Raw genomic sequence first — 19,465 nt, forward strand, 5'->3', positions numbered from 1 at the left:
GTACTACTTTAAATTTTCCAAATCTCCCCGTTCAAGACAGCTATTTCTTGCCAAGGTTTCTAGCTTTTCAACCATCTTACGCTTGGTTTCCTTAGAAGCATTCCAACGGCGCAACGCTTCTTCTCTTGTTAACTTTGTTGTATTCATTCTTTATTCCTCCTTTTTTTAGTTCAAATTACAATTGCAAAAATACCTCCCGTCAATATTTATAACCAAAATTCATATACCTGCAAGTTTTGAATCTAGCGATAAAAACAAGAGGATTGAGAGGCTGGAAATCCTTGTTTTCTGCTCTATATTAAGAATAAGACCTATAGTTGTACGACTATAAAGTTACAGTTGTACGACTATACATGCTATGGTTGTACAACTGTAGAATTATGGTTGTACAACTATAGGGGTTATAGTCGTACAACTATAGATTTTCCTCAACGGTACCATCTTGTCAAGAAATCACAAATATCTGATTATCAACGAGTTTCTATTCTCCTCATATTTGTGATATTCTCAAAGAAACAATAAGCATCTGAAAATACGAGAATCTCAGGCAAGCTAATGTAAAAAAGTTTCATTCTTAACAACGCCACATCACTACATCTTCGGGATATTCTTACGGATTACTTACTTCATTTTCCACCCATCAATGGTTCCCGTCTTCGACGAGAAGTTGCAGCCTATCTGATAAATCTTTCTGCCATCTGCTGCATATTCCCTGGCATAGCCCATATCCTCTATCTGCTTCAGAGCTTCCTCTGCCGAACCATCACGCTTGAACTCGAAGATGTAGATATAGTTCGGAGTCTCAACCACACAATCTACCCTACCTTCGCTTTGCTGCTTTTCGATGAAGACCGTGAAGCAGCTGATCATTCTCAATACGAGATAAAAGGTGTATTGGAAGTAACGTTCCTTCTCGCGTTCATCGTCCTTACGACGCTGGTTATAAGGAATGCTGGCAAAGAAGGAAGTCATCAGATTCTCCAACTGATGGCAATCTCCCTTCGACATCACATCTACTACCTGAATAATCCAGGCATCCGTTGACTTCGATGGCTTCAGATAACTGGAAGCTACCAACGTCAGGAAACCGCTCCTCACTTCATCATTCGGGAAATCCAGAAGATAGGAATCGGTATCCATATTCCAATCTTTAATGGTGAGATAACCGCTCTGATAAATCATAGGCAACGGTGCTTCCACATCTGCCTTGTAGTCGATAAAACTACTCGTAGGATAAAACCTGTTCACCATCTCATTAATGTTCTCATCAAAATGAGACAATAGGCGAACCAGATAAGTTGGCGAACCGGTGCGGAACCAATAATCTGCCAGGATCTTCTTACTCAAAGCATTCAAGATGCTGAAAGGATTATAGATATCAAGCATATTGGGACTGAAGTGATAACCATCAAACTTCCTCTTCAGTTTGTATTTCATCCCTTCCTCCGTCGTCTTGTATCTCACGGCCATCGCCTTGATTTGTTCATCAAAGGTAGAATACAATTCATCTTCCGTAATTCCACAAAGTGCCTCGTAATGCTCGTCCATACTGATGTCGTTAGGCTGATTGAAACCACTGAACACGCTTACCTGCGAGAACTTTGTGACACCCGTGAGTAAAACAAACTGCAGGTCATCATCAGCTTCCTTAAACACAGAATATACGCCTTTGAGCAGATTACGATTATAATCCTCCAAAGTCATCTTTCCATATTCATTCTGCACAGAAATATCCATATCCATCACATCAAGCAAAGGCTTGTCATATTCATCAATGAGTACGACAGCTCTCATTCCTGTTTTCTTATGAGCATTCCCTAACACAGCCTTAAAGCGACTACCTAAAGTCTCGGCCAACTCCTCACGCCCATAGATACGTTCTGCCATGGCAACAAACTCCTCCAACACTTTGTCTAACGCATAAGGCTCTACAAAGTTTTGACCACCAAAAGAAAGATGAAACACAGGATATTGCTTCCACTCCTTCTCCAGCTTGTCGATGGCAAGCCCTTTAAAAAGTTCCTTCTTACCCTCGAAATAGCATTTCAAGGTAGATACGAGCAACGACTTTCCGAATCGTCTAGGACGACACAGAAAGTATATTTTACCATTAGTCACTAAGTCATAGACCAATGCCGTCTTATCGAGATAAACATAATCACCTTCTATGATTTGTTCGAAGTCTTGTATTCCTATAGGATATTTCATATTGCTGCCTTTTTAAATTCTTTCGGCAAAGTTACAAAAAATAATGATACAAGCAAAGGAATAGCCCGAAAAAAATAACGAGATTGCAAAATACCATATTTGTGGGATTGTTGACAAGGAAAAAAAATAATACCTTTGCCTTTTGAAAATAATAGTTTAAAATCATGGTAGAAACAATGAATAATATTGGAAATAGACAGCCAGATAGCAATGCTGGCTGCAGTAAGCAAAAAGGAGTGAAGAATAAGCAAACCCGGCAGCTGGTACTATGGATTGGCGCTTTGATAGTAGGCGCCATCTTGGGGATATTCGGCATCAGCTGGCTGGATGGTCTGATGAACTTCATAGCCACGGTCTATACCCGCTTATTCCAGCTTCTGGCAGTACCAACCATAGCCTTGGCAGTTATCACAACCCTGGCATCCTTGGGCAACCAGGCAGATACCGGTAAGATATTCCGCCACGCCATCACCTACACCCTGCTCACAACGATAGCAGCTGCAGCAGTGGGACTGGTGCTCTACAACATCGTTTCTCCAGGCAATTTACCTACAGCCTTGGTACAGAGCGGTATGGCGGATGTTCCCCAAAAGCTGGGAGAAACCAGCTATTATGACCATATTCTTGGGGTAATACCCAACAACATCATCAAGCCGTTTGCCGAAGGAAATGTACTCTCTATATTGATTTTGGCGGCAGCAGCAGGTATTGCTTTGGCCAAGATGCCATCAAGCGATAAGAAAGAAGTCGTGATGAAGGGATTGTTTGGATTACAGGATTTGCTCTTCATGCTGATTCATGGATTAATCTGGGCTCTGCCTCTGGGTATCGTTGCCTTTGCAGCACAACTCTCAGCCCAGTTCTCTGCGGGTATCGTGATGGCTTCTCTAGGAAAGTACGTAGCTGTTATCCTGGGAGGTAATGTCATTCAATTCTTCATCATCCTCCCGCTCTTCCTCTTGGCAAGAGGCTTGAATCCTGTGCGTACACTGGGCAAGATGATGCCGGCAGTATTAATGGCTCTGTTTACAAAGAGTTCTGCTGCTACGTTGCCGGTAACGATGCAGACAGCAGAAGACAGGCTGGGAGTTTCCAATCAGGTTTCCCGCTTCGTATTACCTATCTGTACTACCATCAACATGAATGGTTGCGCTGCATTTATCCTCGTAACCTCCTTATTCCTGATGCAAAATGGAGGAATGCCTTTACCTTGGACTACGATGATTCTCTGGCTCTTCATTTCAGTTATCTCAGCAGTGGGTAATGCAGGAGTACCGATGGGATGTTATTTCCTTACCCTATCTCTGATGTCCGGTATCAATGCTCCTATCGGCATCATGGGCATCATCCTGCCAATCTATACCATTATCGACATGATTGAAACGGCAGAAAACGTATGGTCTGATTCCTGTGTCTGTGCCATGGTGGATAAGGACTTGAAGAAAGAGTCCACTTGAAAAAAAAGACGATGTTAAGCACATTGAGGTAAAGTAATCACTCATAACGTGCTAAGCAGCTTTCTGGATGACATTTCATTGCACCCTAGAAAATAATTAAAACGGAGGGCTAGTCCTGGTAATGGACTAGCCTTTTTTTGTACCTTTGGGGTCATTACTGCAAGAAATCATCGTTGCTTACCTTTACACCAAGTGGTCCATAGTCGCCAAGAGCTTTGTGAGCAAGTCGACTCAACCCTCGGTCTAAGGTGTAGATTGTTCGGTTGGATGCATCAGAGACGTAGTTTCCATGAAAGACGTGATTGAAACTATGAACAGCGTGGAAATCGTAGTAAAAGAAGAAGAACTGTTTTTTTTATCTTTTTTAATCCTATTTTCCCCATGCATTCAGCTAAAATTCATACCTTTGCATTATCTTTTCAAAAAACAACAAAATGTAATCAATATGAAACAGAAAGATGTTATAACGGGATGGCTTGTCGCATTCATTATCAGCTGTATGATGCTGGCGGGATGCACCGAAAAATCCAGCAAGCCAGAGAAGAAAAACGTGAAAGTTGAGACTATCTCCGTGGGGAATACAAACCTGAGGGGAACGAAAGACTATGTGGGAACCATCGAGGAAAAGATGGGATCTACACTCAGTTTCGAGATAGCCGGAAACATCACTTCCATACGGGTGGAAGAAGGAGATAGAGTGAGCAAGGGACAGCTGCTCGCCACCATCAACCCTACCACCGTGAAGGAGGCTCACCGGGCAACACTCACCACCCTGAAACAGGCGCAGGATGCCTACAGAAGATTCCTGCCCCTGCACCAGTCGGGAACCATCTCGGATATGAAATGGGTGGAGATAGAAAGCAAACTGGAACAGGCAAAGGCGGCTGAAAGCATCGCCCGCCAGCAACTCTCCCACTCTACCCTCACAGCTCCTTTTGCAGGTGTCATCGCTGCCAAGAACGTGGACTTGGGAACCTACGTGCTCCCCGGACAGCCTGTGCTGAAACTCGCCAATGTGGCACAAGTCAACGCCAAGATATCCGTACCCGAAGCTGAAATATCTCATCTGCACGTGGGCGACAAGGTGAAACTGACGGTAGCCGCTCTTTCGGGTGCCATTTTCCGGGGAACGATTTCAGAAAAAGGCATCGATGCCAACCCCATCTCGCATACCTACGATGTCAAGGTGGGCATCACCAATCCGCAGGGCCGTCTGCTCCCAGGCATGGTATGCAACGCCCAGGTGCAGGGTAGCGCTGCTACCCCATCCCACATCACCGTTCCGCCACAAAGCATTGAACTGGATGTAGATAACTCCCGATTCGTATGGACCGTGGTAAACGGAAAGGCACATCAGCAACCCGTAACTACCGGCGATTTCGAAGGCGACGGCATCGTCATCCTTTCGGGACTGAAGGCTGGCGACCAGGTTATCATCAATGGCCAGCAGAAAGTTTCGGAAGGAATGAATGTAGATACAGCAAAAAGCGATAACCGATAAAAAAGTGGAGGGAAAAGATATGAATCAAGAGACAAGGCTAGAGACAAACAAACCGGAGGATTCCAAAAAGCCGGAGAGAGACACCGCCCTTCGCGACCACATCAAGGCACGCATCACCAGGAAGCCCAACCGCATCATCAAGCGCTCGTTCATCGAGTCGGCGATGTGCAACCACAACATCGTGATGCTTCTGATGGGCATGCTCGTATTTCTAGGCATACTCGGCATCTGCATCATGCCCAAGCAGGAGATGCCGCAATTCACCATCAGGCAGGGTGCCTGCGTAGCCGTATATCCGGGCGCTACATCCGGAGAGGTGGAAGAACGGGTGACTAAACCGCTGGAGAACTTCATCTTCGGATACAAGGAGGTGAACAAGAAAAAGACCTATACCCAGAGTAAGGACGGCATGCTGATCGTGTTCCTGGAACTCAACGACGACGTGGAGGACCGGGATGCCTTCTGGAGCAAGTTCAAGCATGGCCTACAGGCCTTCAAGAGCTCCCTTCCTACGGGTGTCCTTGCCCTGCAGGCTGTGGATGACATCGCCGATACCTCTGCCCTGCTCATCACGATGGAAAGCAAGCAGAAAACCTATAGGGAACTGAATACATACATAGACCAGCTGAAGGACAGACTGCGCCGCATTGATGCCATCTCGAACCTGCGAACCTACGGACTGGAAAACGAACAGATAAGCATCTGCCTGGACCAGAACAAGCTGGCCAAATACGGCATCGGCCCCTATAAGATTCTGAACGACCTTGCCCTGCAGGGCTTCACCACCATGAGCGGAAACCTGGAGATGGGCAACCTCAACCTGCCCATCCACATCACCGACTCCTACAACAACGAGCGGGATGTGGCAGAACAAATCGTATATTCCGACCCCAAGGGCAACATAGTGCGCCTGAAGGACATCGCACAGATTAAAAGAGAATATCCGAAACTGAATAAATACATCAAGAGCAACGGCAACAAATGCGTGCTCCTATCCATTGAAATGCGACCGGGAAACGACATCGTGAAGATGGGAAGAGACGTACACAAGATGATGGATGATTTTGAACAGTCCCTGCCCGGCGATGTACACATCAATACCATTACCGACCAGAGCAAGGTGGTAAGCGAATCGGTGCTAAACTTCCTGCGTGAGCTGCTCATATCGGTCATCTCCGTCATCATCGTGGTCATCCTGCTCATGCCGCGCCGCGTAGCAGAGGTATCAGCCCTCAGCATCCCTATCACCATCTTCTCGTCGTTGGGCATATTCTATCTTTTCGGCATGGAGCTGAACACCGTTACACTGGCTGCCCTCATCGTAACACTGGGTATGGTGGTGGATGATTCCGTGGTTATCATCGACAACTACATGGAGAAGCTGGGCCATGGCATGTCGCGCTGGCATGCAGCCATCGCCGCTCCTAGAGAGTTCTTCATGTCGGTGCTTTCTGCCACGCTCAGCATCTCGCTCACCTTCTTTCCATTCCTCTTTACCATGCATGGCGACATGGGCGATTTCGTAAAATCATTCCCCTGGGCCATGTTCATCATCCTGAGCATCTCGCTCATGGTTTCGCTGCTGCTCACACCTTATTTACAGTATATGGTGATTCACCAGGGCATCAGCAGCCAGCACAAGCCCAACGCCCGCAAAAAGCCGCTCGACTATCTGCAGATGGGGTACACCTGGTTGCTGAAACGCTGTTTCGCCTTTCCACGCACCACCCTCGCTGTGGGCATCATGCTGGTGAGCACCGGAGCCATCATCTTCGTACATCTTCCGCAGAGAATGATGCCTATCGCCGAGAGAAACCAGTTTGCCGTAGAGTTCTATCTGCCTAGCGGAACCACCGCTGCAAGAACCGCACAGGTGGCAGATTCTATGGCCCACATTCTGCAGCGCGACCCGCAGGTAACAGCTGTAACCACGTTTGTTGGTCAGGGTTCACCCCGTTTCCACACCACCTATGCGCCACAGATTGGCGGTGAGAACTTTGCACAGTTTATCGTGAATACGGTAGATAACGATGCCACAGAAGAGGTACTCGACCGATATGCCGACCGATACTCCAACTATTTTCCCGACTGCTACATCCGCTTCAAGCAGATGGATTACAACAACGCCACCTACCCTATCGAAGTAAGAGTGAGCGGCGACAGCATGGGCGACCTGAAGGCTGCCGCCAGGAAGATAGAAGCCTGCATGCACAAGATAGAAGGCATCAACCTGATTCGTACCAACTACGAAGAGCCCCTGCCTGGCATCAGGGTAACTCCAGATGCTACCGAGGCCAACCGGCTGGGTGTGAACAAGACCATACTCTCTGCCGACCTTGCCATTCATTTTGGCGATGGCATCCCAATGGCCACCCTTTGGGAAGGCGACTATCCGGTGAAGATGGTTCTGAAATCGGAAAACGACAGCGACCTTGCCAATGAATACATCCCCGTGATGGGAGGAACATCGAGCGTTCCACTCCGCCAGCTGGCTAAGATTTCGCCCGACTGGCACGACGGCAGCATCATACGCAGAAACGGCGTGCGTACCATCTCTATCATAGGTGAACCTTTAAGGGGATTCAATGCCAACCGATTGGCCAACGAACTGAAGCAGGAAGTATCCAAACTCCCGCTAGATTCCAGTCTTGATTGGGAGATTGGCGGTATGGCAGAAAAGGATGCCGAAACCCTTCCTCAGGTTACATCGGGCGTGATGATAGCAGCCTTGATCATCTTCTTCATCCTGCTCTTCCATTTCAAGCGCATCAGTCTGGCACTGGTGAATCTCTCGTCCATGTCGCTCTGCATCTTCGGTGCAGCGATAGGCCTTCTGGTTACGGGTTTCGACGTGAGTCTTACCTGCATATTAGGCATAGTGAGCCTGATGGGTATCCTGGTAAGAAACGGCATCATCATGCTCGACTATGCCGAGGAACTGCGCCGCGACAAGGGGTTATCGGTAAAGGAAGCCGCCTTTCAGGCTGGCGAGCGCCGCATGCGCCCTATCTTCCTTACATCGGCAGCCGCCTCGGTAGGCGTACTGCCTATGATGGTAGAGAACAATACGCTGTGGTCGCCAATGGGAGCCGTTATCTTCTTCGGTACGCTTATCTCGATGGTACTCATCGCCACCATCCTGCCTGTGCTCTATTGGCTCGTGTTCGACAAGCACGGCAAGTATAGTTTGAGGAAGCAGTAACTACCCCTGTGTATTAAACACTTCGTTCTCATCGGTTGTGATGCCAATAGGCATCGGTGCACCCGTTTTCGGGTTCACAAATTGCAAAAATGTCACCATGATAGTAGGATAAGGGCAGAAAAACTTTGTGCTTTCAAGATTTATTCGTACTTTTGCAGTCAAAAACAGAAAGGGAGGGATGAATGCTGATGCAGAAATCCCTCTTTAAGTATAACAAAAAAGGAGAAAGCCTATGTTCCATATCGCTCAATACTTCCCTATCACAGACCCTACGTTGATATTCTTCGTAGTGCTCCTCATCATCCTCTTTGCCCCTATCATCATGGGTAAACTCCGTATCCCGCACATCATCGGTATGGTGCTGGCAGGTGTGCTCATAGGCAAATACGGACTGAATATCCTGGAGCGCGACTCTTCGTTTGAACTCTTCGGAAAGGTGGGACTCTATTACATCATGTTCCTCGCTGCCCTGGAGATGGATATGGAAGGCATGAAAAAGAACAAGTCGCGACTGCTTATCTATGGTCTGCTCACCTGTTTTATTCCGTTCTTCCTCACCTATGGCATGAGCATCTGGCTGCTCCACTACTCTGCCAAGGCTTCCTTCCTGCTGAGCTGCATCATGGCATCCAATACGCTGATTGCCTATCCTATCGTTTCGAGATACGGACTGCAACAGAAACCGAGCGTTACGCTGAGTGTGGGGTCGAGCATGATTTCGCTGCTCATAGCCCTGATAATGCTTGCCGGACTGGTAGCATCGTTCAGCAAGCATGACGGCATACTGTTCTGGGTATTCTTCACCCTCAAGTTTGCTGTCTATTGTGGCGTGATGATCATGCTGATTCCCCGACTTACAAGATGGTTCTTGCGAAGATACAGCGATGCAGTGATGCAGTTTATCTTCGTACTTTCAATGCTCTTTATGAGTGCGGCACTTTCGCAGATAGTGGGCATCGAGGGCGTTTTCGGTGCTTTCTTCGCCGGTCTGATATTAAACAGATACATTCCGCATGTTTCGCCACTGATGAACCGCCTCGAGTTTATCGGCAATGCCCTCTTCATTCCTTATTTCCTGATAGGTGTGGGCATGCTGATCAATATCAATCTGCTGTTTCAGGGCAGTCATATTCTATGGGTCGTGTTCTGCATCGCCTTCTTCGGAACCCTGGGCAAAGCCATCGCAGCCTATATCGCCTGTTTGGGTTTCCGATTGCCACTTTCTTCGGGTCACATGATGTTCGGACTCACTTCGGCTCATGCTGCCGGAAGTATCGCCATGGTGATGGTGGGTATGCATCTGCTCGTAGCACCGGGCACTTACCTCGTCAACGATGATATGCTCAACGGTGTGGTTATGATGATTCTGATTACCTGCATCATCTCATCCATCCTTATCGACCGGTCTTCGCAGAAGATTATCCTGAGAGACAAGGAACTGCCTGATGCGGAAGACGACAAGAAGGTGAGCGATGAGAAGATTCTGATTCCGGTGAAATATCCTGAATATGCTGACAACCTGATGAGTCTGGCGTTTCTGGTGAGAAACCAGAAACTGAACAGGGGACTCATCTGCCTGAATGTGGTATATGAAGACAAGGACATGCGATACAACCAGGAACAGGGAAGACGACTTCTGGAACATTGCAGTCAGCTGGCTGCTGCCACCGATGTGATGACGCAGACCCAGGTTCGTATTGCCGCCAACATCGCCAACGGCATCAAGCATGCCTTCAACGAGTTCCAATGTTCTGAGATTATCATCGGAATGCACATGCATCCTGAGGTTTCGCCGAAGTTCTGGGGAGAATTCCACCAGAGTCTCTTCAACGGATTGAGCCGACAGATTATCATGGCACGCATCAGACAGCCGTTGAATACATTGAGAAGAATACGGGTAGCCGTACCTTCGAGAGCAGAGTTTGAGCCGGGTTTCTACCGCTGGCTGGAACGCCTAGCCCGACTTGCCGGCAACCTCGACTGCCGCATTCAGTTTCATGGCAGAGAAGAGAGTCTGGCGCTCATCAATGAATATATCAAGAACCGGCATCCGGAAGTGCGTGCTGATTATACCCAGATGATTCACTGGAACGAGTTGCCACAGCTGGCTTCGCAGATATCTCCAGATCACCTGTTCGTGGTAGTAACCGCCCGTAAGGGAACCGTATCTTACAAGACAGCACTGGAGCGTCTGCCGGAGGAAATAACGAAATACTTCTCAGGTACCAACCTGATGATTATCTTCCCCGACCAGCATGGTGATTCCTACGGCGACCAGCTTACCTTCGCTGAGCCTCAGCATCAGGAAGAGATCAGTGCTTACGAATCATTCCTGCAATGGTTTAAGAAATTCAGAAAATAAAGAGAAAACAGAGGATACTACTAAAAAAGGTCGCCAGCATTTTGGCGACCTTTTTTCATATTTATTTCGTATTCAAAACCAACTTCTTAGCTTTCATCTTTTCTCCCGCTACCGAGAGTTCTATCTTTCCCGGCTTATCACCGGCGCGCAATATCACGAGGGCGGATCCCTGAAAGAGATGACGCTGGATGGACTTCTCCAACTGGGTCTTTCCGATATGAAGCTCATCAGATGCGATGTTTCCATTATCCACCGCCACGATATTCGCATCGCCCTTCACGGTGAAGGTTAACTTGTCGAATGCCTTGGCATCCTTCACGTTCAGCACTCTTCTGCCCTTTTTATCCACCGCATAGATGCGAACATGCATCAGATCCTTACCATCAGCATGCCAGGTCTCTATATCCGGAACCAGCTTCAGAGCCACAGCCTCGCCCGTAGTCTCTATCTGATGGCGAGCCACCACCTTGCCGTTCTTTCTAGCTACAGCCAGAAGCACACCCGGTGCATAGGCGATGTTGTCCCACTTGATTCGGGCACGGAGCTTAGGGTCGTTACTGTTCTTCTTCACACCCAGACTCTTGCCATTGAGGAAGAGTTCCACCTCGTCGCCATTGGTATAGGTATAGAGCGAAACCTGCTCGCCTGCCTCACGGTTCCAGTTTTCTGAGAGCTTTCCGGCAGAAACATTGATGCCATTCCACTGGATGTTGCCACCCGACTTCTCGATGACACCGATGTGAACGGTTGGATCATCCTTAAACATACTCTTCACGAAATAAGCATCCGGCTTTGGCTGGAGAGAAAGATCGAACACACCCTGGTTCCATCCCTTGACAGGCCATCCCATACTCTCGCCCAGGTAATCGATGGCTCCCCAATAAGCCAGGCCCAACACCTTGTCGAGATCCATCTCATAGAAGTTTGGTCCCATCGCAGCTACACTCGCCTCGCTCTGATAGAAGGTCTTTTCAGGATAGCGCTTCATGTCACCAGGGAAGTACATATAACGATAGTTGTAGGAGTTTACCTCGGTAGCCACCGCCAAATCAGCAGGGATAGAATCTGTCTCGATGTTGCGGTAGCGGGGATGCATGGCAACGGTCGTCAATCGGGTATCATCATAACGGTGCAGCAATTCCTTCTGGAGTTTATAAGCCGTCACGCCCCAATCATTAAAAGGCAGGTTGCTGTATTGCTGCAATTCATTTCCCAGACTCCAGAGGATGACCGACGGATGATTTCTGTCTCGCTTCACCCACTCCGGAATATCCTTCTGCCAGAGGCTCTCCCATTCCACTCTGCCGCCGGCATACTGAGTAAGCCATTTGTCGTAAAGTTCATCCACCACCAAGATGCCATACTTATCGCAGAGCTTCAGGAAATCCTCGCTGTATGGATTATGAGAGGTGCGGATATGGTTCATGCCGAATTCCTTCATCAGTTTCAGCCGCTTCTCGATGGCACGCGGATAAGCAGCAGCACCCAAGGCACCGAGGGTATGATGATTGGCATAGCCCTTCAGCAAGACCTTCTTGCCATTCACCAGCAAGCCCTTCTGCGGAACGATTTCGATGGTGCGCACACCAAACGGCTCCTTAATCTGGTCAGCAATGTTGCCTTCGTTGTCATAAAGTGTCACCTCGGCAGTATATAAATAAGGTGTATCTGGCGACCACAGTTGGGCATTCTCCAGAGAGATGGCAGGCAACTCATATTCTCTATCACGCCATTTGGCATTGAAATCGATGTTATTCTTCTGTTGAGCCACCACCTTGCCATCGGCATCCAGAATACGAACCTCTACAGGAATAACAGCCTTTCCCTGTTCTTTTGCCAGCTTCTGCTGGTTGATAATCTCTGCCTTGATTTTCACCTCTTTGTTATCCTGGGTGCGGATAAAGAGCGGATGGCGAGGGAAGTACAGATCCTTGTCGGTGATGATGAGATTGACATCACGATAGAGACCGGCACCCGTAAACCAGCGGGAATTATTAGGATTGCGGGTATCTGCCTTGACGGTTATCTCGTTAGCCTCGCCCCATTTCAGGAGTTTACTGAGGTCGATATCAAAACCGAGGTAACCATAATCGGTACCTCCGATACGCTGACCATTGAGATAAACATCTCCTACCAGCATGATACCCTGGAAGTCGAGCACGATGCGCTTTCCCTTCCATTCATCTTTCGGAGTCAACTGATAGCGATACCAGCCAATGCCCATCTCCTTAAAGCCACGCGGACTCAATCGGCTGCGCACATTGCTGCCCGCATCGCTATTATCTGGTCGCTCACTGGCATCTGGAGCTACCCAATCCTGTCCGATCAGGAAATCATGAGGCAGATTCACCACATCATCCCCACTTTGAGTTGACTTCAACTCAGCAATATTCTTCACATCACCACGATGAAACTGCCATCCCTGGTTGATGCTGATTGTATCGCGCACCGCAGCTTCAGTCGAAAGGGTTCCCATCAAAGGCAAACCGCCCAATAGCAACGAGGCGAAAAGTATTGTCTTTTTATTCATGTCAAATTCATTTAATATGAGATTTTGAACCAAAAAGAACTAATCATAAAGTTCAATGTTCAAAGCTCAAAGTTCAAAGTACTAATTTCCGTCCGGCTTGGTTACATTCTGATTCACAGATGGATACCACACGAATTGATTGAAATCATCTGGCTGGGCAGGATTGTAGTCTTTCCAGTCACTGCGTAGATACTTCACGATAGGCAGATTGAGCTGCTTCATTCCCATTACCACCATCTTAGCCACCTCGTAGGCTCCGTATGGATTGAAGTGGGTGTTATCCTCCAAAGCCTTAGGCTGGTTTGGATAAGTATTTGCCGGATAGTGAACCAGCAACTTCTTGCTGTTCTCATAACCCAAAGTCTCGAAGAAAGTGCGGGTCATATCGTGGAGTTCAATGACAGGAACATCCTCTCTCTTTGCCACAGCTCTCATGGCATCAGGATAATCCTTATGAGTCTCCTGAATCTTGCTATGGGTAGCCTCATCGAAGAAGCGACGCTGAGTAGGAGTTACGAAGATGATGTTGCCACCCTTCTTGCGGACCTCATCGATGAACTTCTTCAGATTATAAGAGAAGTTATACCAGGCACCACTGCCTGCAGACTTCTCCTTCTGGTCGTTATGTCCGAACTCACAAATCACGTAGTCGCCCTTCTTCATCATCGCCAGCACCTTGTCCAGACGGTTGGAAGCAAGGAAGGAACCTGCTGTCAATCCGCTTTCGGCATGGTTTGAGATAGCCACCTCCGGACCAAACCAGCGAGTCACCATCTGTCCCCAGGAAGCGTATGGCTCTGGAAACTGATCTACTACCGTAGAGTTGCCGCAGAGGAAAACGGTGGTGGTTTCAGCAGGAGCCGGTTCCACCTTGATGCTCTTTACAGCTGGGGCAGCACCAGTAAACTCCAAGGTCAGCTTCTCATCCCAGGTAAACGTCTCCTTCTCGCGAGGTTTGATTTTTACGTTCATTTTATCGGTAATATAAGGAGAACGCTTGTTCACGACGAAGGAGAAAGTCTTGAACTCCCCCTTCCTGGTACTCACCTCATCGAGCATCAGTCTTCGGTTCTCGGCACGAACCACAGTCTTGCCTGCTTTCTTCTTAGAACCGAGCACCACGGTGACCTTATAGTTGCCATCTGCCACCTTCACAGAATAGAAGAAAGGGGCATTACTCTTAGCTTTTGGTGCAGCCACGATGTCATATCCCTGCCCCTTCTCTGCGGAATAGACAGGCTGCACCTTCAATATATCAATATCAAAAGTCTGGGCATTGACGGCTACAGTAGAAGCTAGCGCCAGCAGGCTGGTAAATAAAAAATTTCTAGTTTTCATATAAATTATTTTTTCTGTTGTTGTCATTCATCTTGGCTATGATTGAATTTCGAGAGCAAAGATACATAAAAAGGACAAAAAGATATTATGCTTTTTATCCTTCTTATATAAAAATCGTTCAAAAACTATTATTCCTGTCTATTTCTGCAGGGTAATTCCCATTAATCCGACAACCACCTCGTTGCTCAGCGCCCTTAAAGTGAAACGCTTCAATTTCTTCCTTGCATCCAGAGGCATGTCGAGCAATATCGCAGCTCCACCCTCTATTTCTGCCACGGCTTTCTTGAAACCAGGCACATCTGCCATGTTTTTGTTGACTTCCAGATGAAGATCACGGAAGAGATGACGACTCACCTTGCCCGATGCCAGACCTATGCGATAAGGACGAAGTTCCGGCTGCGGGAAGGCAGTGGCATTCTCCAAAAAATCCTGCTCTATCGGACACCAGTTAACCGGTGGAGTTAGCATCAGTTCATCCCTGGTTCCATCAGCATATTCTACTCTTACCACTGCATTTTCTATAGCATACTGCATCGGATTGGTAGAACCAGCCATCAGGAGATAAGCATGAGAAGCCTTGCCTCTCAACATGACAGAGATGCTGTCCGGATAGTTGTCCCAGAGAGAAGTATAAACGATATTCTTACCTTCCTTTGGAGAGCGGAACGGCAAATCGCCATCTACGTGTGCCCAGAACACACCATCCTTGATAAGACTTCTGAACTTCGTATCATCAACATGAGCCGTCTTCTTGGTAGAACACCAGTCACCGATGCCCTGGGTTGGCACACAGAGTGTAGTATATGGCGAACGAGGCGATAGATACTGGTTCTTGAAGATGTCGCTTACGTTTGCATTAAACACCTTGTCCATGTTCACCCATCGGCACTCTTCCGGTTTTACTTCGTCAAAGTCGTTACCCACGCCCTTGGTAGAAGCCCAGACATCTACAGATTGCTCTGCGATGCTTTCCGCCAACGTATATGCACATTTCAACGTTCTTTTCTCTTCTTTCTCAGGCTTGACTACCGGCAATTCAATATGCTGTACCTTTTCGGTAGAGAAAGCAGTATCCAGATACTTTCCTTCTCCCATATTCTGACGAATCACAATCTTCAAAGGCTGCTTGAAGTTCTGTCTGATTTCGAAAATTTCCTTCCCGTTCACCCGCTTAAACGAATAATCGAGATAAGGAGTATGCACCGAAGCACTATCCCAGGCAGCAGGAAATCCCGGACGGAGGATACACTCACCCTCCAAAGCGTTAGGTGTGATACCATACAAGCCTTGGATAAGGGCACGGGACGAGATGCCGGTAACATCGGCAAAATCACGATAGCCTTCACCTGTGGCAACATCCATCTTCGATAACTGTCCGAAGTTGGCAGGACTGCTGCCAAGATACATGAAGTCGAGAATATTTGCCTTCAGCAACTGATAAGCCTCTTCCGTTCTTCCCGCCTGATAGTAAGCCAGAACGGTATGCATCACTTCAGCCATCGCCACATTGTTGATGCTCCATTCGTAAGGAGCCCAGTCAGAAGTGCTCAGGGTCTGATATTCCACCTTATTATATATATAAGGGATGTGCGGAATATGCCGGTCGATATATCTGGTTGCCTGATAGTTCTGTACAGGAGTTCCCACTCCACAATCTATCGGAGTATAGATGCTCCAAAGAGCCGCATCCCGATGCACACGCTTCAAGCCTATGAAATCCTGATACTCAGCCCAATGCCCGGAATCCTTCAGCCATAATCTTTCGTTCATAGCTTTCAGAATTCTATCAGCTTCCTCCCGATAAGGCCCCGGATTCTCACCGATGATTCCGGCGATGCGAGCTGCCAGAAGATTAGCCCGATAGTTATAGGCGGAAGAATGGGTCACGGCACCGCTGTTGTATTGCAGGGCATCGCTCGCCCAGATACAGCAATAAGCATCATAAAGGCCATCATTGTCGGGATCCCAAGCCTGCTTTTCCCAAGCTAGATGACTCTTGATGACAGGCCACATCTTGCGCATATAAGCCGTATCTGCATCAAACTGGAAGTGCCAAAGCAGTTCATCTATAAACACAAGGTTCATGTCGTAATGATGAAACTGGTTGTTCTTCTCCGGATTTCTGCAGATATAGCCGTTACTATACATAGGAGTACCCCATTTATAGGTACCGCGCGCCAGGTTGTTCTTCTCGTCCATGAGATGCGGTTCGGTAACCGGCACATCGGTTACCTGACTTTTGGCGTATGCAGCAAAATGGATACGCTGTCTATCCTGCATGCCGAGGAAATCGCCCATATAGGCACCTCGCCAGCCGGGCAAAGACATGCGCCAGCCCACAGCTCCATGCTGCCAAACCTTCCCGTCCCAGGCACCATCGGCAGCCATGACCAGAGCGCCACCTATCGGATTGATATAGGCATCGGGGGTATGGAAGACGACAGATGAAGCAAGTTTGTTACGCCATTGCTCTGCTGCATCATACCGGGACTGCATCTTCGCATTTTCAGCAGTAGAAAGCTGGTTTTCTCCATCTACCGAGAAATAAAAGATGGAACCGGGAGAAAGCCTGGATACAGACCCGAGAACTGACGTTTCTGATGTGGCAGGTTCAAAGGTTCCTGGTTTCAGGAAACTTCCGATATCACCCGAACGGACTGGTTTAGGAACAGCGGTCTGGCTCAAGACTGCCTCTACCTTCAGTTTTCTGTTATCGAATCCACGAACAGTAAAACGCCAGACAGCTCCTTCTGTATCAGGAAAAGCCAGAACGGAAATATCGAGTTCACCCTTTCCCCATCGCCTGTCTTTCAGGAGATAGTTACGGCGTCCTGCCTCATAACTCGCCTTGCAGTATTCAGCCTCATCGAGCCACATCATCTGTTCCCCATTCGAAATCCGGAAGCGGATATTGCCCGTCTGGTTCTTCTTGTAGGTGGCAAAGACAGGGCGGTCGCTGGTTTCTAACCGCCATTCAGCCGTACTGCCATAGAGAGCACGGGTATAACGGCTGCTGCCATTCACACAGACGAAGGCATTACCTTCGGGCATATAATGAGCAGTGCGCTGTACGATATCTCGCGCTCCCATCGTGAGAGTACAAGATAACGCCAGCGCACTGAGCATTCCTATTTTAGAAATCTTATTTTTCATAACGTTTTCAAACCTTTGTTTTTATATTTATAAACCCGAAAACGGGCATTTTATTTTATCACGGCTCAGGTTTTTCTTATTTCAAAATTTTGCCAATGGACTCTTCATCTTCTTCAACCCCTTAGCCACGCACCTTGCATTGTGCCGTGCACCCTTCAGACTGGTGTGGGTATGATCCTTCTTGTAATATGCCTTCACCTTATCCTTGCCTATCTTATCGTAAGAATCGGCAGCGATGTTGTGGAGGTCGAGGAAAGCAACGCCCGTTTCGGCTACCACCTCACGATACCACTTTCCGTAGCTATCGTTACGACGCTCCATCTTGCCATGAGCCCACTCGTTGCGAGGAGTCAGGGAAACGAGAATTGGAGTAGCTCCCTTCTCACGCACATCCTGGATGAACTTCTTCAGGTACCAGCCGAAAGAATAAACCACCTCATACTGCTTGCTTTCTTCCATTTGGTAGACATGGCAGGTATCCTTGGAACTAGGTATGGAACCACGCATCTTCTTATCGGTCATAGAACAGATGTCATTATGACCAAACTCGATGAGTACGTAGTCGCCCGGCTGAAGACTGTTATATACCTTATCCCATCTTCCCTCATTGAGATAAGAACGGGAACTGCGACCCGCCTTGGCTGCATTCACACAGGTAATCTTCTTAGGATTGAAGATGGTGTAAGCCTGAGATGCCCAGCCCCACATGCCGTCTTCATCCTTATCGGCATTTTTTACGGTGCTGTCGCCTGTGAAGAAGACAACCGGTTTGCCTGGTTCACGTTTAAAATTTTCCACAGGCAAAGCCACATTGATCATCATCGCCTGCAAAGGAGCCAGCTCAGGATCCTTGCTTTCAGCCAATCCTTCTGCTGCCGACCGGGCATTCATCATCGCTCCGAAACGGGAGGTGTGGATATGATCTTTAAAGAAATGATACTTCTCCTTCCAATGACCATAGCTATCAAGCTTAGCTGCAGAAATCTCATTCAAATCAACAAAAGGTACATGCTCCTGCTCAGCCACCTGCTTTGCCCACAATCCGAAGGTCTTGTTGACACGAACTATCTTGTCGTTCTCATCGTAGGCATCACGTGGAGTCAACGACATCAGGATAGGATGAGCACCCAAGGACTTACAGTCGTTGATGTATTTACGCATGTATTCGCCATAGGTATAAACGGTTTCCTTGACGCCAGTCTCCTTGATGGTGACGTTGAGTGAATCCTTGCCGATACCAGGGATGCTGGCACGTGCTCTACCGCTATCGTATGGACCATTGTCGTTATGACCGATGGAGATGATCACCCAGTCGCCAGCCTTGATGCCCTTACGCACATCCGGCCAGAGACGGTTATAGAAGGTGCGGCTGCTCATACCTCCGAGCGCCTGGTTCTCTACCGTAATCTTGTTGGCATCGAAGAACTCATGCTCGTAGTATCCCCAGCCCCACTGGCCGTTGTTACCATTACCCAGTGTACCATTGCGCATAGTAGAGTTACCTATCAGGAAGAGCACAGGGTTGTTGCCACTGCGGCTGGTTCCCGGTTGGATTCGTGCGGTCATCGCCTTGTTCAGACTATCCGCAGTATTGTCGATAACTTTGTTGACATCTTCCATTGGTTTTGCCACCTGGGCAAAAGAAGCAGTTGTTGCCGCTATCAATGAGAAGGCAAATAATATTCTTTTCATTAGCTACGTATTTTTATCAAAT

Annotated in this window: 10 protein-coding genes; 4 read left to right on the plus strand and 6 right to left on the minus strand. The window is 48.0% G+C overall.

Features of this window, described 5'->3' with window-relative positions; all coding sequences use genetic code 11:
* Positions 1-3: 3 nt before the first annotated feature.
* Together ONT19_RS08690 and ONT19_RS08695 are read right to left on the minus strand one after the other, a co-directional pair.
* Positions 4-147, minus strand: a complete 144-nt coding sequence (locus ONT19_RS08690) for a protein tyrosine phosphatase (protein ID WP_153079932.1) — start codon at positions 145-147, stop codon at positions 4-6.
* A 474-nt stretch (positions 148-621) separates the two neighbouring features.
* Positions 622-2,208: an ATP-binding protein gene (locus ONT19_RS08695; RefSeq protein WP_264952695.1), complete on the minus strand. Its 1,587-nt coding sequence runs from the start codon at positions 2,206-2,208 to the stop codon at positions 622-624.
* A 236-nt stretch (positions 2,209-2,444) separates the two neighbouring features.
* On the opposite strand from ONT19_RS08695, the gene ONT19_RS08700 reads away from it, so the two are divergent.
* The 4 genes from ONT19_RS08700 to ONT19_RS08715 all read left to right on the plus strand — a co-directional run bounded on the left by ONT19_RS08700 (position 2,445) and on the right by ONT19_RS08715 (position 10,730).
* The gene (locus tag ONT19_RS08700; protein WP_264952694.1) at positions 2,445-3,665 is read left to right on the plus strand and encodes a dicarboxylate/amino acid:cation symporter; all 1,221 of its coding nucleotides are present in this window, start codon (positions 2,445-2,447) and stop codon (positions 3,663-3,665) included.
* A gap of 445 nt (positions 3,666-4,110) precedes the next feature.
* Positions 4,111-5,166: an efflux RND transporter periplasmic adaptor subunit gene (locus ONT19_RS08705; protein WP_264952693.1), complete on the plus strand. Its 1,056-nt coding sequence runs from the start codon at positions 4,111-4,113 to the stop codon at positions 5,164-5,166.
* A gap of 19 nt (positions 5,167-5,185) precedes the next feature.
* Positions 5,186-8,368, plus strand: coding sequence for an efflux RND transporter permease subunit (locus ONT19_RS08710; protein ID WP_264952692.1), 3,183 nt, complete (start codon positions 5,186-5,188; stop codon positions 8,366-8,368).
* A gap of 232 nt (positions 8,369-8,600) precedes the next feature.
* Positions 8,601-10,730, plus strand: a complete 2,130-nt coding sequence (locus ONT19_RS08715; protein ID WP_264952691.1) for a cation:proton antiporter — start codon at positions 8,601-8,603, stop codon at positions 10,728-10,730.
* Positions 10,731-10,791: 61 nt separating this feature from the next.
* On the opposite strand, the gene ONT19_RS08720 is transcribed toward ONT19_RS08715, so the two are convergent.
* The 4 genes from ONT19_RS08720 to ONT19_RS08735 all read right to left on the minus strand — a co-directional run bounded on the left by ONT19_RS08720 (position 10,792) and on the right by ONT19_RS08735 (position 19,443).
* A complete protein-coding gene (locus tag ONT19_RS08720; RefSeq protein WP_264952690.1) occupies positions 10,792-13,260 on the minus strand; it encodes a glycoside hydrolase family 2 TIM barrel-domain containing protein in 2,469 nt (822 codons plus the stop codon).
* Between the two features lie 81 nt (positions 13,261-13,341).
* Positions 13,342-14,598 carry a rhamnogalacturonan acetylesterase gene (locus ONT19_RS08725; protein ID WP_264952689.1) on the minus strand — a complete coding sequence of 419 codons (1,257 nt, stop codon included), beginning with the start codon at positions 14,596-14,598 and terminating at the stop codon, positions 13,342-13,344.
* Positions 14,599-14,736: 138 nt separating this feature from the next.
* A complete protein-coding gene (locus tag ONT19_RS08730) occupies positions 14,737-17,751 on the minus strand; it encodes a DUF4450 domain-containing protein (protein ID WP_264952688.1) in 3,015 nt (1,004 codons plus the stop codon).
* An 81-nt stretch (positions 17,752-17,832) separates the two neighbouring features.
* A complete protein-coding gene (locus ONT19_RS08735; protein WP_437183504.1) occupies positions 17,833-19,443 on the minus strand; it encodes a rhamnogalacturonan acetylesterase in 1,611 nt (536 codons plus the stop codon).
* Positions 19,444-19,465: the final 22 nt, after the last annotated feature.

The sequence above is a fragment of the Segatella copri genome, from assembly GCF_026015625.1.
Classification (GTDB): Bacteria; Bacteroidota; Bacteroidia; order Bacteroidales; family Bacteroidaceae; genus Prevotella; species Prevotella copri_H.